The sequence below is a fragment of the Pseudomonas sp. D(2018) genome (genome assembly GCF_005502555.1).
In the GTDB taxonomy this organism is placed as follows: Bacteria; Pseudomonadota; Gammaproteobacteria; order Pseudomonadales; family Pseudomonadaceae; genus Metapseudomonas; species Metapseudomonas resinovorans.
Window position 1 is genome coordinate 1 of the sequence record NZ_SCOK01000040.1, and the last position, 14,083, is coordinate 14,083.

Annotated in this window: 10 protein-coding genes, 4 tRNA genes and 1 pseudogene; 4 read left to right on the forward strand and 11 right to left on the reverse strand. The window is 62.7% G+C overall.

Going from position 1 to position 14,083, the window contains the following annotated elements:
• A partial coding sequence (locus FFS60_RS21255) for a calcium-binding protein (RefSeq protein WP_305955954.1) occupies positions 1-1,963 on the reverse strand: 1,963 nt, incomplete at its 3' end.
• 236 nt (positions 1,964-2,199) lie between these two features.
• Between FFS60_RS21255 and FFS60_RS21260 the strand changes: the two are divergent.
• Positions 2,200-2,421 (forward strand): annotated as a pseudogene (locus tag FFS60_RS21260) (helix-turn-helix domain-containing protein); the annotation flags it as partial.
• 86 nt (positions 2,422-2,507) lie between these two features.
• Here FFS60_RS21260 and FFS60_RS21265 read toward each other — a convergent pair.
• The 4 genes from FFS60_RS21265 to FFS60_RS21280 all read right to left on the reverse strand — a co-directional run bounded on the left by FFS60_RS21265 (position 2,508) and on the right by FFS60_RS21280 (position 8,767).
• Positions 2,508-2,584, reverse strand: a tRNA-Arg gene (locus FFS60_RS21265).
• An 86-nt stretch (positions 2,585-2,670) separates the two neighbouring features.
• Positions 2,671-4,068: a sodium-dependent transporter gene (locus FFS60_RS21270; RefSeq protein ID WP_137823078.1), complete on the reverse strand. Its 1,398-nt coding sequence runs from the start codon at positions 4,066-4,068 to the stop codon at positions 2,671-2,673.
• Positions 4,069-4,145: 77 nt separating this feature from the next.
• The gene (locus FFS60_RS21275) at positions 4,146-5,201 is read right to left on the reverse strand and encodes a Glu/Leu/Phe/Val dehydrogenase dimerization domain-containing protein (RefSeq protein ID WP_028626391.1); all 1,056 of its coding nucleotides are present in this window, start codon (positions 5,199-5,201) and stop codon (positions 4,146-4,148) included.
• 98 nt (positions 5,202-5,299) lie between these two features.
• On the reverse strand, positions 5,300-8,767 hold the full coding sequence (locus FFS60_RS21280; RefSeq protein ID WP_137823079.1) for an indolepyruvate ferredoxin oxidoreductase family protein: 3,468 nt from the start codon (positions 8,765-8,767) through the stop codon (positions 5,300-5,302).
• A gap of 201 nt (positions 8,768-8,968) precedes the next feature.
• Between FFS60_RS21280 and FFS60_RS21285 the strand changes: the two genes are divergently transcribed.
• Positions 8,969-9,436: an Lrp/AsnC family transcriptional regulator gene (locus tag FFS60_RS21285; protein ID WP_028626389.1), complete on the forward strand. Its 468-nt coding sequence runs from the start codon at positions 8,969-8,971 to the stop codon at positions 9,434-9,436.
• A gap of 3 nt (positions 9,437-9,439) precedes the next feature.
• On the opposite strand, the gene phnN is transcribed toward FFS60_RS21285, so the two are convergent.
• Positions 9,440-10,024, reverse strand: a complete 585-nt coding sequence (gene phnN, locus FFS60_RS21290; RefSeq protein WP_028626388.1) for a phosphonate metabolism protein/1,5-bisphosphokinase (PRPP-forming) PhnN — start codon at positions 10,022-10,024, stop codon at positions 9,440-9,442.
• A 477-nt stretch (positions 10,025-10,501) separates the two neighbouring features.
• Between phnN and FFS60_RS21295 the strand changes: the two genes are divergently transcribed.
• Entirely contained in the window at positions 10,502-10,828 is a 327-nt protein-coding gene (locus tag FFS60_RS21295) for an Arc family DNA-binding protein (RefSeq protein WP_028626387.1), read from the forward strand.
• A gap of 144 nt (positions 10,829-10,972) precedes the next feature.
• Here the strand turns inward: FFS60_RS21295 and mgtE are convergent, their stop codons facing one another.
• Positions 10,973-12,415, reverse strand: coding sequence for a magnesium transporter (mgtE, locus tag FFS60_RS21300; protein WP_028626386.1), 1,443 nt, complete (start codon positions 12,413-12,415; stop codon positions 10,973-10,975).
• Between the two features lie 322 nt (positions 12,416-12,737).
• Here mgtE and FFS60_RS21305 point away from each other — a divergent pair, with 322 nt between their 5' ends.
• A complete protein-coding gene (locus tag FFS60_RS21305; RefSeq protein ID WP_256658122.1) occupies positions 12,738-13,235 on the forward strand; it encodes a DUF4124 domain-containing protein in 498 nt (165 codons plus the stop codon).
• Between the two features lie 40 nt (positions 13,236-13,275).
• Here the strand turns inward: FFS60_RS21305 and FFS60_RS21310 are convergent.
• The 4 genes from FFS60_RS21310 to csrA form a co-directional block, all read right to left on the reverse strand.
• Positions 13,276-13,352 (reverse strand) — tRNA-Arg (locus tag FFS60_RS21310).
• Positions 13,353-13,422: 70 nt separating this feature from the next.
• Positions 13,423-13,499: transfer RNA gene (locus FFS60_RS21315), tRNA-Arg, on the reverse strand.
• A 106-nt stretch (positions 13,500-13,605) separates the two neighbouring features.
• Positions 13,606-13,696, reverse strand: a tRNA-Ser gene (locus FFS60_RS21320).
• A gap of 62 nt (positions 13,697-13,758) precedes the next feature.
• Entirely contained in the window at positions 13,759-13,944 is a 186-nt protein-coding gene (gene csrA, locus FFS60_RS21325) for a carbon storage regulator CsrA (protein ID WP_003283978.1), read from the reverse strand.
• Between the last annotated feature and the right edge of the window lie 139 nt (positions 13,945-14,083).

Below are 14,083 nucleotides of genomic sequence, written 5' to 3' on the forward strand. Positions count from 1 at the left end.
GCGTGGCGCTGTAGCTGAGGGTGTCACCGTCGACATCGGCGAAGGCGTCGGCCGGCACCGTGAAGCTGAACGGGCTGTCTTCGCTGGCGCCCTGGTCGGTCAGGGCATTGACCAGGGTCGGCACGTCATTGACGGCGGTCACCGTGATGCTCAGGGTGTTGGCGCTCAGGGCGAAGGCGCTGCCGTCGCCGACCCTGAAGCCAATGCTGGCGTAGGGGCTGCCATTGCCATCCGCCGCCGGTACGAAGCGCAGCCGGCCCGCATCCAGATCGCTCCGGCTGATGACCTGGTCGAGAATCACGGCGCTCCAGGCACTGCCGTTGAACAGTTGCAGGCTTCCCGTTCCGGGAAGCGCGGTGATGCGAACGGCGGCCAGCGGTGTGCCTTCCGTGTCGTTGTAACTGCCGAAATCCGTCGCACGCAGCAGCACCGAGGTGTCTTCGAGGGTTGTCAGGCTATCGTCGCTGGAGGTGGGCGCGACGTTGACGCTACCGCTAACCGCGGCCTTGAGCTGGGCATTGTTCCAGACGGTGTTGTTGGCGAAGCGCACCCGGTCGATTTCGAAGTCGGCGCCGAGGTAGAAGTTCAGCAGGGTCAGGGTTTCGCCGGTGGCGAGCACCTGCATGACCAGGTCGCTGCCGCTGCGCAGGAAGCGCACATTCGCCGGGTTGAGCCCGGTTAGTTGCAGGGTGTCGACATCGCTGCCGGCACCACCGCTGTTGTCGACCACATCGTTGCCAGTGCCGGCGCCGTACAGGTAGGTGTCACTCCCGCGCCGGCCAGCCAGCCAGTCGTTGCCGGCGCCGCCATCCAGGATATTGCTGCCACTGTTGCCGAGCAGGCGGTTGTCCAGGGCGTTACCTGTCCCGCGTAGATTGGAGCTGCCGGTCAGTTCCAGGTTTTCCAGGTTGGCGCCCAGGTTGTAGTTGACTGAGGCACGGACGGTGTCCGTGCCTTCGCCAGCCGCCTCGCTGACGCTGTCGCTGCTCTGCGAAACCACATAGACGTCGTTGCCGCTGCCGCCGGCCATGGTGTCGGTACCTGAACCGCCATCCAGCAGGTCGTCGCCGGCGCCGCCCTCCAGCGTGTCGTTGCCGTTGCCACCGAGCAGCATATCGTTGCCGGCCTCGCCCTGTAACCGGTCATTGCCAGCGCCGCCGCTGAGCAGGTTGTTGCCGGCGTTGCCGATCAGGGTGTTGTCCCGCGAGTTGCCGAAGCCGTTGAGATCGGCGGTCCCCAGCAGGGTCAGATTCTCCAGGTTGTCGCCGAGGCTGTAGCTGATGCTGGCACGCACGGTATCGATGCCCGCGTTACTGGCCTCGACCACGATATCGAAAAGGTGGTCGACCACGTAGGTATCGTTGCCCTGGCCCCCTTGCATGAGGTCGGCCCCGGTGCCCCCGTCAAGCAGGTCGTTGCCGCTGTTGCCGGAGAGGATGTCGTTGCCGCCCAGGCCCGACAGGACGTCATCGTCCGGATTGCCATTGATGATGTCGCCAGAGTTGGTCGGGGTCACCGACGGGTAATACAGGTTGGCAATGATGTCGTTGCTGGTCCAGCGGCTGCCGTCGGCGAACTGGATGCGATCGATGGCCCGGCTGGGGGTGAGGAAGTGCTGGCTGACGGTGAGGGTTTCACCCGTGGCGATCACGGTGAGGATCAGGTCATTGCCCACACGGTTCAGGCGGACTTGCCCGGCGTTCAGATTGGACAAGCGGATGGTATCAACGTCGCTGCTGCTGCCCCCGCTGTTGTCGATCACGTCATGACCATAGCCGCTGCCAAAGCGGTAGGTGTCACTGCCGCTGCCGCCGATCAACAAGTCGTTGCCGGCTCCGCCGTCCAGCGTATCGCTGCCGCCATTACCGCTCAGCGTATCGTTACCACCCAAACCATTAAGAGTATCGCTGCCTCCAGCACTGGTCAGAATATTGTCGCCGTTATTGCCATTTATGGTGGCCATCTGCACAACCCTCCAGCAGCGTTGATTTCCTGACGCTTCAGGATAGAAGGCCCCATTTTTTTGAAATCATTCATTCGAATGAACGCGCAGTTGCTCGTCCATCAATCTCGCCCGTCCATCGAACTTGGACTTTCAGACCTGCGCCCTGCGACGCGGCATGAGAGCGGACGCAACCACCACGCACACTTCAGCGAGACGCTACGCAGATACTCAAGTACATCGACTGGGGTGTGCCCGCTAACATCGCTCGCAAGAACTACGAGCAGCGCCGCGAGCACAAAGCCCAGGGCATCAAGAAGGCCAAGGATGAAGGGAAGTACAAGGGGCGTCCGGTGGATGCCGATCTGCACAAGCGGGTCACTGAGCTGCTGGGGGCCGGCCTGGGCATCCGGGCGACGGCCCGTCACGCCGATTGCAGCACCACCACCGTGTTGCGCATCCGCGACTCGATCGCGTGACAGCTGACGCTTGGTTTTTGCTGTCACCCTGCTGTCACGGGTGCTACCTGCTGTCAGGGTGAAATGGCTGTAAGCCGCGGAATATATGGCGTCCCAGAGTGGGTTCGAACCACCAACCTTCCCCTTAGGAGGGGGATGCTCTATCCAATTGAGCTACTGGGACGCGGCGACCCCGCCGGGTGGCGAGGTCGTGAGGACGGGCGGCATGTTAACGACGTTCGCGGCGTTTGTCATGCCATCCCGACGGGCTCAGAACAGGCCCAGGCTGTGGAGGAAAACCACGAGAATGCACAGCGGCGTGACGTAGCACAGCATTTTCCACCAGAGACGGAACAGCGTCGGGCTGGCGATGCCCACGCCCTCCTCCACCTTGGCACGGCCCAGCACCCAGCCGCAGAACAGCACGGTCAGCAGGCCACCGACAGGCATCAGCAGGTTGGCGGTGAGGTAGTCCAGGGCGTCGAAGAAGGTCTTGCCGAACAGGGTGTACTCGGCGCCAAGGTTGAAGGAGAACACCGAGCCCAGCCCCAGCACCCACAGACCGAGGCCGCTCAGCAGCACCGCCTTGACCCTTCCGATGCCGAAGCGCTCGGTGAGCCAGGCAATGGTGGGTTCACTGAGGGAGATGGCGGAGGTCAGGGCGGCGATCGCCAGCATCACGAAGAACAGCCCGCCTACCAGGCTGCCCAAGGGCATCTGGCCAAAGGCGATGGGCAGGGTGACGAAGATCAGCCCCGGACCGGAGCCAGGCTCCAGGCCGTTGGCGAACACCAGCGGGAAGATCGCCAGACCCGCCAGCAGGGCGACGCTGGTGTCGGCGATGGCCACCATGATCGAGGTGCGGGCAATGGACGTGCCGGCGGGCAGGTAGGAGCCATAGACCATCATGGCGCCGCTGGCGAGGCTGAGGGTGAAGAACGAATGGCCCAGGGCGATGAGTACGCTTTGGCCGGTGAGCTTGCTGAAGTCGAAATCGAAGAGGAAGTGGACGGCAGTGCCGAAGTGCTCGGTAGTGGCGGCGTAGCCCACCAGCACCAGCAGGAGCAGGAACAGCCCCGGCATGAGGAAGCGCAGCGAGCGCTCCAGCCCTTTCTGCACACCCAGGGCGACGATCAACAGGGTGGCCAGGAGCACAGCACTGCCATAGGCCAGGAGCTTGAGCGGGTTGGCCAGCAGACCGTTGAAAAGGGCCTCGCTGGCCTTGCCGTCGATCCCGGCGAAGCGGCCGGCCAGGGCATCGGGGACATAGGCCACGGCCCAGCCCGCCACCAGGGTGTAGAAGCTGAGGATAAGGAAGCCGGTGAGCACCGCCATGCTGCCCAGGCGTCGCCAATGGCGCCCAGCACCGGCATCGAGAGCTGCCAGGTTCATCGCCTGCTCCGGGTTGGCCCGGGCGCGTCGGCCCAGCATTACTTCCAGCATCAGCAGGGGGATGCCGATCACCAGGATGCAGCCAAGGTAGACGAGAACGAAGGCGCCGCCGCCGTTCTCACCGGTGATGTAGGGGAACTTCCAGATATTGCCCAATCCCACGGCGGAGCCGGTTGCGGCAAGGAAGAAGGCCCAGCGCGACGACCATTGTCCACGGGCGTCGGCGGGTCTGGAGGCATCACCGGCATGGCCGGATACGAGGCTTTCTTGAGTCATGGGGCATACCGTCTTGTTGTTGTAGTGAGGTACGGGCCGGCCAGGGGCGCTCGCCGATGGCCGGCTGGGAACAGCCGTCAGACGCGGCCGAAGCGCTCCTCGGCCAGGCGGTCGGCCACCGCGGTGGTGGTGCGGCCTTCGCTGTCGGCGCGCACGAAGATTTCCCGCAGGGTCTCGCCAATGCCTTCCACGTGCTGGCGCAGCGCCGCTTCGCTGCCGTTGCTGCGCTCGTACCAGACGTCGATGATGCCGCCAGCGTTGATGGCGTAGTCCGGTGCGTAGAGGATGCCGCGACGGCGCAGTTCCTCGGCCAGGCCGGCGTCGGCCAGCTGGTTGTTGGCGGCGCCGGCGATGATCGGCGCACGCAGGGCTTCGAGGGTCTGCGGGTTGACGATGCCGCCCATGGCACAGGGGGCGAAGACGTCCACGTCCAGGCCATAGATATCGTTCTGCCCGACTACCTGAGCGCCCAGTTGCTCGGCGGCGCGGCGGGCGTTGGCGTCGTGGATGTCGCAGACCCAGAGCTGGGCACCAGCCTCTTTCAGGTACTGCGCCAGGCTGAAGCCCACCTGGCCGACGCCCTGGATGGCCACGCGCAGGCCGGAAAGGTCATCGCGTCCGAGGCGATGCTTCGCCGCCACGCGGATACCAACGAAGGTGCCGTAGGCGGTGGATGGCGACGGGTTGCCGTCGCGCACGCCGCCGCCCAGGGCTTCGCGGGTGCCGGCGCCGGCCACATGGCGGCTGCGCTCGGCCATGATGCGCATCTCGGTGACCCCGGTGCCGGAGTCAGCGGCGGTGATGTAGCGGCCGCCCAGGCTGTCGACGAAATCGCCCATGGCCTGGAACAGCGCTTCGCTCTTGTCGCGGTGCGGGTCGCCGATGATCACCGCCTTGCCACCGCCGAGCGGCAGATTGGCCAGGGCGGATTTGTAGGTCATGCCACGGGACAGGCGCAGCACATCGCGCAGGGCCTGCTCGTCATTCAGGTAGGGCCACATGCGGCAGCCGCCCAGGGCCGGGCCGAGGTTGCTGTTGTGGATGGCGATGATGGCCTTGAGTCCGGAGGCCTTGTCGTGGCCGTAGACCACCTGCTCGTGATGATCGAACTCGACGTGCGTGAAGACGGACATGGGTGTTCCTCGATTCTGTGGTGACGTGTTGCGAATTGAACGGGTGCTCGCCTCCCTCTCCGCGAACGGAAGAGGGAGGTGAGCTTGAGTGGGTGGGTTCAGGCAGCCGGGTCGAACAGGTGCAGCACCTGGATCTCGCTGGCGGTGAGGCGGGTGCGCAGCTGCTTCTCTTGCTCGCGGACCTTGGCCAGGGCGCGTTCCTTGACCGGGCCGTAGCCGCGAATCTGCTCCGGCAACTCGGCCAGGGCGACTGCGGCGGCGTAGTTGCTTGGCTTCAGTTCCTTGATCAGCAGGTCGACCGTGGCTTCGTACTCGGCGATCAACTGGCGTTCGAGCTTGCGCTCTTCGCTGTAACCGAAGAGGTCGAACGCGCTGCCGCGAAGGAACTTGAACCCGGCCAGCACGCCGAACGCCTTGAGCATCCAGGGTCCGAAGCGGCGCTTGCGCGGCTCGCCGGTGACCGGGTCAGCCTTGGCCAGCCAGGACGGCGCCAGGTGGAACTCCAGGTGGTAATCACCCTGGAACTGGGCGTCCAGTTGCTTGCGGAAGGTAGCGTCGCTGTAGAGGCGCGCCACTTCGTACTCGTCCTTGTAGGCCAGCAACTTGGCGTAGTAGCGGGCGACGGCGCGGGTCAGGAGCTTGTCTTCACTGCTGTCGGCCTTGCGCACGCGCTCCACCAGCGCACGGTAACGCTCGGCGTAAGCGGCGTCCTGGTAGGCGCGCAGGTGGTCGGCGCGGTACTGGATGATCTCTTCCAGGGTTTCACAGCGAGGTGCTTCCACTTCGACAGGCTTGGCCAGTTTCTCTACCGCGGCCAGGTCGTGGGCAGCACGACGACCCCAGAGGAAGGCCTGCTGGTTGAGGGCGACCGACACGCCGTTGAGTTCGATGGCTTTGTCGATGGCGTCAGCGGAGATGGGTACCAGGCCGCGCTGGTAGGCGTAACCGAGCATGAACAGGTTGGTGGCGATGCTGTCGCCCAGCAGGCGGGTGGCCAGGCGGGTGGCATCGACGAAATGGGTCTTGGCCTCGCCCACCGCTTCCACCAGTGCCTCGCGCATGGCCTGGCCCGGTACCTGGGCGTCGGGGTTGCGGGTGAACTCGGCAGTGGCAGCCTCATGGCTGTTGACCACCGCGTTGGCGATGCGGTCATTGAGCTTGGCCAGGGCCTCTTCGCTGGCGGCCACGACGAGGTCACAGCCCAGCAGCAGGTCGGTCTCGCCGGCGGCGATGCGCACGGCGTAGATGTCGTCCTGCTTGGCAGCAATGCGGATGTGGGTGATCACCGGGCCGAACTTCTGTGCCAGGCCGGCCTGGTCGAGCACGGTGCAGCCCTTGCCTTCGATGTGCGCGGCCATACCCAACAGCGCGCCGACGGTGGTTACGCCACTTCCGCCGACGCCGGGCAGGAGAATGTTCCAGGGACGGTTCAGGCTCGGCTGACGCGGTTCCGGCAGGGCCACGAAGAGCGCCTTGGCACCGGCGGCTTCGGGCTTGCGCAGGCTGCCGCCGTGCACGGTGACGAAGCTCGGGCAGAAGCCTTCGACGCAGGAGAAATCCTTGTTGCAGGCGTTCTGATCGATCTGGCGCTTACGCCCCAGCTCGGTTTCCAGTGGCAACACGGAGAGGCAGTTGGACTTGACGCTGCAGTCGCCGCAGCCTTCGCACACAGCCGGGTTGATGAAGGCGCGCTTGGCCGGGTCGACCAGCTTGCCGCGCTTGCGGCGGCGGCGCTTCTCGGTGGCGCAGGTCTGGTCGAAGATCAGCACCGACACGCCCTTGAACTCACGCAGCTCGCGCTGCACGGCATCCAGTTCGCGGCGATGGTGAAAGGTGACGATGGGCGCGAAGGTGGCGCGGGTCGGGTACTTCTCCGGCTCGTCGGAGACCAGGGCGATGCGCTTCACGCCTTCGGCGAAGACCTGCTGGCTGAGCTGGTCGACGCGCAGCTCGCCGTCGATCGGCTGGCCGCCGGTCATGGCCACGGCATCGTTGTAGAGAATCTTGTAGGTGATGTTGACCCCGGCGGCGACGGCCGCGCGCAGGGCCAGTTGGCCGGAGTGGAAATACGTGCCGTCACCCAGGTTCTGGAAGATGTGCGGGGTGTCGGTGAAGGGCGCCTGGCCGATCCAGGTGGCGCCCTCCCCGCCCATCTGGGTGAAGGTGTCGGTGTTGCGGTCCATCCACTGGGTCATGTAGTGGCAGCCGATGCCGCCCTGGGCGCGACTGCCTTCCGGCAGCTTGGTGGAGGTGTTGTGCGGGCAGCCAGAGCAGAAATGCGGGGTGCGCGTGGTCGTGTGCTTGGGCTCGGCGAGGGCCTTTTCCTTGGCGGCGAGGAAGGCCAGGCGGGACTCGATCTGCTCACTGGAGTAGATCGGCGCCAGGCGCTTGGCAATGACGCGGGCGATCATCGCCGGAGTCAGTTCGCTGAGGTTGGGCAGCAGCGAGGTGCCCTCCTCGTCGAACTCGCCCACCACGCGCGGGCGCTTGTCCACAGGCCAGTTGTAGAGCTGGCCGGTGACTTGGTCTTCGATGACGCTGCGCTTCTCTTCCACCACCAGGATTTCATCCAGGCCTTGGGCGAACTCGTGGACGGAGACGGGTTCCAGCGGCCAGCTCATGCCAACCTTGAGCACCCGCAGGCCGACCTTGGCGCAGAGTTCCTCGTCGAGGCCCAGGTCGTTCAGGGCCTGGCGCACGTCGAGATAGGACTTGCCGGTGGTGATGATGCCAAGGCGCGGGGTCGGCGAGTCGAGCATCACCTGATTGAGGTTGTTGGCACGGGCGAAGGCGCGGGCGGCGTAGATCTTGTACATGTTCAGGCGCTTTTCCTGCGCCAGGGGCGGGTCCGGCCAGCGGATATGAACACCGTCTTCCGGCAGTACGAAATCTTGCGGAATTTTCACATCTACGCGCAGCGGGTCGACTTCCACCACAGCGGAAGAGTCGACGTTTTCGGCGATGGTCTTCAGCGCCACCCAGCAGCCGCTGTAGCGCGAGAGCTCCCAGCCGATGATCCCGTAGTCGAGGATTTCCTGGACGTTGGCCGGATTCAGTACCGGGATGGAGGCGCCGATGAAGGCATGCTCGCTCTGGTTGGCGATGCTGGAGGACTTGCAACCGTGGTCGTCGCCGGCCAGCAGCAAGACGCCGCCATGGGCCGAGACGCCGGCGGAGTTGCCGTGCTTGAAGACGTCGCCGCAGCGATCCACGCCCGGCCCTTTGCCGTACCACATGGAAAACACGCCATCGTACTTGGCACCGGGGAACAGGCTGGTCTGCTGGCTGCCCCAGCAGGCGGTTGCGGCCAGTTCTTCGTTGACGCCCGGTTGGAAGTGAACGTGGTTTTCCTTGAGGAAGGACTTGGCTTCCCAGAGGCTCTTGTCGAGGTTGCCCAACGGCGAACCCCGGTAGCCGGAGATGAAGCAGGCGGTGTTCAGGCCGTGGGCCTTATCGCGTTGCTTCTGCAGCATCGGCAGGCGGGTGAGTGCCTGGGTGCCGGTGAGGTACAGGTGACCGGTTTCAAGGCGGTACTTGTCATCCAGGCGGATCTCGGCCAGAGACATGCGGGCGCTCCTTTTGTTTTTATGGCGACCTTGATGGCAACGGTGGGTGCCATCTCTTGTTCAGCCCGACGCAGGATCGCTGCCTCGGACGCGTGGATAAGAATATGACCGGACGGTGCTGATTTTTTCTTTCTATTTTCGGATTCCAACGCCAGACTTGCGCATGATCCTTCCAACAAAAACAAGATTTCGGACAGATTCATGCAGAACCCGCTGAGCCCCATCGATCGTAAGATCCTGCGCCTGTTGCAACATGACGCTGACCTGTCCGCCGCGGAAGTGGCGGAGAAGGTGGAGCTGTCCCAGTCACCCTGCTGGCGGCGCATCCACCGCATGCAGGAGGACGGGCTGATCGAACGCAAGGTCGCCCTGCTCAATCCCAAGTTGCTGGGTTTCTCGATCACGGTATTCGTCAACATCAAGCTGTCTGCCCACGGCCGCAACAACCTCACCGAGTTCGAGGAAGCCATCGTCGGCTACCCGGAAGTGCTGGAGTGCTACACCATGGCCGGCGGCTCGGACTACCTGCTGAAGGTGGTGGCCAAGGACATCGCCGGCTACGAACGCTTTCTGCGGGACCAGTTGCTGCAACGCCCTCATGTACTGGAGGCGCACTCGAACATCGCCATGAGCGAGGTCAAGCGCACCACCGAGCTGCCGCTGGATTGAGGGTCAGGCCGAGTCCGGCCAGGCGATGGGGCGGTGGTCTTCGATGAGCTTTAGCAGGCGCTCGCAGGACTGGGCGAGGGAACCGGAATTGTCCAGCAGGCAGAGGTCGGCGTTTTCTCCAGCCAGCAAGGTGTCGGCAAAACCGGCGTTACGTGCCAGGCGGACCTCGATCTCTTCCGCCGATTCGCGGCCACGGGCGTGCAGGCGCCGACGCAGGACTTCGTCCTCTACCGTCAGCAGCACGGCCAGCAGGTGCGGATAGCGGCGACGCGCTTCAGGCAGGTAACCGCGAGAGCCGTTCACCAGCACGTCGTCGCCCGCATCCAGCCATTCGTCGATGACTCGGGGGATGCCGTAGGACAGCCCATTGGCGTACCAGCTCATGGCGAAGTCGCCACGGCCCTCTCGCTGGGCGAACTCCTCGGGACTGACCGCTTCGGCCAGCTCACCCTTGGCTTCCGCCGAGCGGGTAATGACCCGACGCGCCACTCGGCAACCGTGACTGCCCGAGCCCTCACGCACGGCATCGAGCAGGCTGTCCTTGCCAGAACCGGAAGGGCCTATGAGGTAAATGAGCCTGCCTGTCATGGGGCACCTGGAGAGGATGGGTTGTGGCCGCCAGCGAGCGGAAATCCGAAAGGAAAATTTTGAACCGCTTTTATGACAGCGCAAAGGAATTCTTTTGCACTGGGCGTGGTCAGACAACAGCAGCTACCCTTTAGCGTGATGGCTAGACAGCATCACAGTGCCTTCATTATCTGTAACGAGTAACAGGGTGCTCGCAGGAGAGAAGACTGCGGTCAAAGCGGCTTAGTCCCATAGGTGCATCGGAAACGTGCGAATTGTTCAGCCACTCTCAATTCGGACAATTGGTGCTGGCCAAAAGCCGCTATAACGATCACAATCTGACACCAAATTGACGTCAAGGAAACGTTTTGCTGACCCAAGGGTCATACCGATTCGAATCGCGAAACTGGTTGAACAATTGCTGCCAAGGACAGTCAAACCGGTGACAATCTGCAGCTCATTGCCAGCATCGCTTTCCTGAACTAACCGGTTGAATGTATGCGCCCTATGAAACAGGCTATTTATTCCAGTCGCACGGCTGACAAATTCGTCGTTCGCCTCCCCGAGGGTATGCGCGAGCGCATCGCTCTGGTCGCTCGTAACCACCACCGCAGCATGAACTCCGAAATCATTGCCCGCCTCGAGCAGAGCATGCTCCAGGAAGGCGCACTGGATGAAGGTGTTTCCCTGCGCCTGGACAGCCCGGAGCTGACCCTGCACGAGCGCGAGCTGCTGCAGCGTTTCCGTCAGCTGTCGCGGCGCCAGCAAAACGCGCTGGTTGCACTGATCGCACACGATGCGGAGCTGGCGGCCGAAGAGTCGTGAGACCACTCCACATCGATTGAAGAAGCCGGCAACTGCCGGTTTTTTCATGCCTTCGATTTGGCATCGAAGCAGCCCCTGCACCCCGCGCTACCCCAAAAACGAAGAAGCCGCCCTCTTGAGGCGGCTTCTTCGCTTATGGAAAGGTCAGAGCAGGAACAAGGTGGCCAGGCCAAGGAAGATGAAGAAGCCACCACTGTCAGTCATGGCCGTGATCATCACGCTGGAACCCATGGCCGGGTCGCGCCCCATGCGCACCAGCGTCATGGGAATCAAAACGCCCATCAGCGCCGCGAGCAGCAAGTTCAAAGTCATGGCGCCCGTCATCACAACGCCAAGCGACCAGCTCCCGTAGAGGTAGTAGGCCACCAGACCGATCACCCCGCCCCAGACCAGGCCATTGATCAATGCGACGCCCAGCTCCTTGCGCACCAGGCGCGACGTATTGCCTGTCCCCATCTGGTCCAGGGCCATGGCGCGCACGATCATGGTAATGGTCTGGTTGCCCGAATTGCCGCCGATGCCGGCGACGATGGGCATGAGCGCGGCCAGGGCCACCAGCTTCTCGATGGAGCCCTCGAACAGGCCGATGACCCGCGAGGCGATGAAGGCAGTGATCAGATTGACAGCCAGCCAGGCCCAGCGGTTGCCCACTGACTTCCAGACCGAGGCGAAGATATCTTCCTCTTCGCGCAGACCGGCCATGTTGAGAACTTCGGTCTCGCTCTCCTCACGAATCAGGTCGACCATTTCATCGATGGTCAGACGACCGATCAACTTGCCGTTCTTGTCCACCACCGGAGCCGACACCAGGTCGTAACGTTCGAATGCCTGGGCGGCATCGTAAGCGTCCTCATCCGGATGGAAGCTCACCGGGTCGGTCGCCATCACCTCGGCCACCTGTTTGTCCGGGTCATTCACCAACAGGCGTTTTATAGGCAGTACGCCCTGGAGGATGCCGTCGTAGTCCACAACGAAAAGCTTGTCGGTGTGACCGGGGAGCTCCTTGAGCCGACGCAGGTAGCGCAGAACTACTTCCAAGGTCACGTCATCACGGATCGTGACCATCTCGAAGTCCATCAGCGCACCGACCTGATCCTCCTCGTAGGACAGCACGGAGCGCACGCGCTCGCGCTGCTGGGCATCGAGGGACTCCATCAGCTCGTGGATCACGTCTCGCGGCAGCTCTGGCGCGAGGTCGGCCAGCTCGTCGGCGTCCATCTCCTTGGCGGCGGCGAGCAGCTCGTGATCGTCCATGTCGGCGATCAGCGATTCGCGGACGGCGTCGGAAACTTCGAGGAGGATGTCGCCGTCACGCTCGGCCTTGACCAACTGCCAGACCGTCAGGCGGTCGTTCAGCGGCAGGGCTTCGAGGATGTGGGCGATGTCGGCCGGGTGAAGCTCATCGAGCTTTCGTTGCAGCTCGGCAAGGTTCTGCCGGTGAACGAGATTCTCGACGAGGTCACGGTGCTGGCCTTCCTGACGGTGGGTCAGGTCTTCCACCAGCTTGTGGCGATGCAGCAATTCGATAACCTGGGCCAGGCGGTCCTGCAGGCTCTCTTGCGGCTTTTTGGCTTCTACTTCAGTCATATAGCGCGCTCCACCCCCAGTGGCAGAGCACGCCAGAAGGGGTCAGACAGTCATTTCGCGATTGTGCAATCGGGATTCTGAGTAACTACTGGGTAAGTCCATGATGGTTGTCCGAAGGCCCCGGCGGGGCTGACCGCGCAATGATAACACCGCCGTTCCACTCACGCGTTACAAAATCATGGAAAGAACAATCGCTTGCATCGCAAAGCTGGGATTGTCTTCACCCTGCTGCGACGATGGCAGCCCTCTGTAGGACACGCGTACGCACGGAAAATCACGGGATACCCTCGAGAGCCCACGCCAAGGAAAAGGCACTATGCGAATGCTCTCGATCCTCCTCCTCACCACCCTACCCTGCTGCCTCTACGGCCCGGCGCAGGCGGCTTCCGTGTACCGCTGCAGCGACGCCGACGGGAACATCAGCTACAACCAACACGGCTGTCCACCCGGCAGCCAAACCGAACAACAACGCCCCCGGACGCCGAATCTGCTAAGCAACGAGCCGATACAGGAAGAATTGGGCAGCAGGAATCTTCCGACTCAGAACTGGGGAATTTCAGAACAGCGTCAGGAAATAGTAGTGGTCGGCGAGCGAGAGGACGGATGCGGAAACCTGATTTCTCCGCAGGAGCGACGCCACGCCATCATTCGCAAGCAGATTCGCAGCGGCATGACCCGAGCCGACGTGGAGAGCGCCCTGGGAAAACCCGACCGCATAAGCGGCAAGAACGGTCGGCTTCTCTATCACTATCAGCCAAAGAAGGGAGCCCGCCACCTGGTGCAATTCGATGAGGCGGGTTGCGTGAAAGGCGGGCGTTGAAACAAAAAAAGGGCCTGCATTTCTGCAGGCCCTTTGGGTATGGCGCACTCAGGAGGATTCGAACCTCCGACCGCCCGGTTCGTAGCCGGGTACTCTATCCAGCTGAGCTATGAGTGCGCAGTTGGTGTTTTTAGACCAGATCACCGCTGGTTTTCAGGATTCCGGCATAAGCCGGATATCTTGAAAATGGCGCACTCAGGAGGATTCGAACCTCCGACCGCCCGGTTCGTAGCCGGGTACTCTATCCAGCTGAGCTATGAGTGCGTTGTGGGCGCGCATTATAGGGAATTTCTTGCTTCGGTCAACTGCTTTTTCGAGAAGTTTCAATAACTTATCGATCTAGCCTTGAACCACCCTACAACACTAAAAATGGCGGAGAAGGGGGGATTCGAACCCCCGACACCCTTTTGAGGTGTACTCCCTTAGCAGGGGAGCGCCTTCGGCCACTCGGCCACCTCTCCGCAACACGGGGCGCATGATAACCATGTTTTCCCCGTTTGCAAAGCCAAAAATTGCAGAAAAATTAGTGGCTTGGTTCTTGGTCTTTCTCTTTCTGTATGCGTTGATAGATTTCTTCGCGGTGCACGGCTACCTCCTTGGGAGCGTTCACTCCAATGCGCACCTGATTACCTTTCACGCCTAACACGGTCACAGTGACATCGTCACCCACCATCAGGGTCTCTCCGACCCGGCGAGTCAGAATCAGCATTCCTTTCTCCTTACGGATTCGTTTCGGGACAACAGTCTGCAAAAAAGAAATGGTTACGGCCCCGGCACGGTTTAGCCGCTGGAGCTTACACCCAAGTATTGACCAGCCCCGGCAAAAGGAAAGCTCCGCCGTAGCAGCC

Coding starts and splice junctions, on each gene's coding strand:
- FFS60_RS21270 (WP_137823078.1), bottom strand. CDS start 4,068: ATGACTCAAGAAAGCCTCGTATCCGGCCATGCCGGTGATGCCTCCAGA.
- FFS60_RS21275 (WP_028626391.1), bottom strand. CDS start 5,201: ATGTCCGTCTTCACGCACGTCGAGTTCGATCATCACGAGCAGGTGGTC.
- FFS60_RS21280 (WP_137823079.1), bottom strand. CDS start 8,767: ATGTCTCTGGCCGAGATCCGCCTGGATGACAAGTACCGCCTTGAAACC.
- FFS60_RS21285 (WP_028626389.1), top strand. CDS start 8,969: ATGCAGAACCCGCTGAGCCCCATCGATCGTAAGATCCTGCGCCTGTTG.
- phnN (WP_028626388.1), bottom strand. CDS start 10,024: ATGACAGGCAGGCTCATTTACCTCATAGGCCCTTCCGGTTCTGGCAAG.
- FFS60_RS21295 (WP_028626387.1), top strand. CDS start 10,502: ATGCGCCCTATGAAACAGGCTATTTATTCCAGTCGCACGGCTGACAAA.
- mgtE (WP_028626386.1), bottom strand. CDS start 12,415: ATGACTGAAGTAGAAGCCAAAAAGCCGCAAGAGAGCCTGCAGGACCGC.
- FFS60_RS21305 (WP_256658122.1), top strand. CDS start 12,738: ATGCTCTCGATCCTCCTCCTCACCACCCTACCCTGCTGCCTCTACGGC.
- csrA (WP_003283978.1), bottom strand. CDS start 13,944: ATGCTGATTCTGACTCGCCGGGTCGGAGAGACCCTGATGGTGGGTGAC.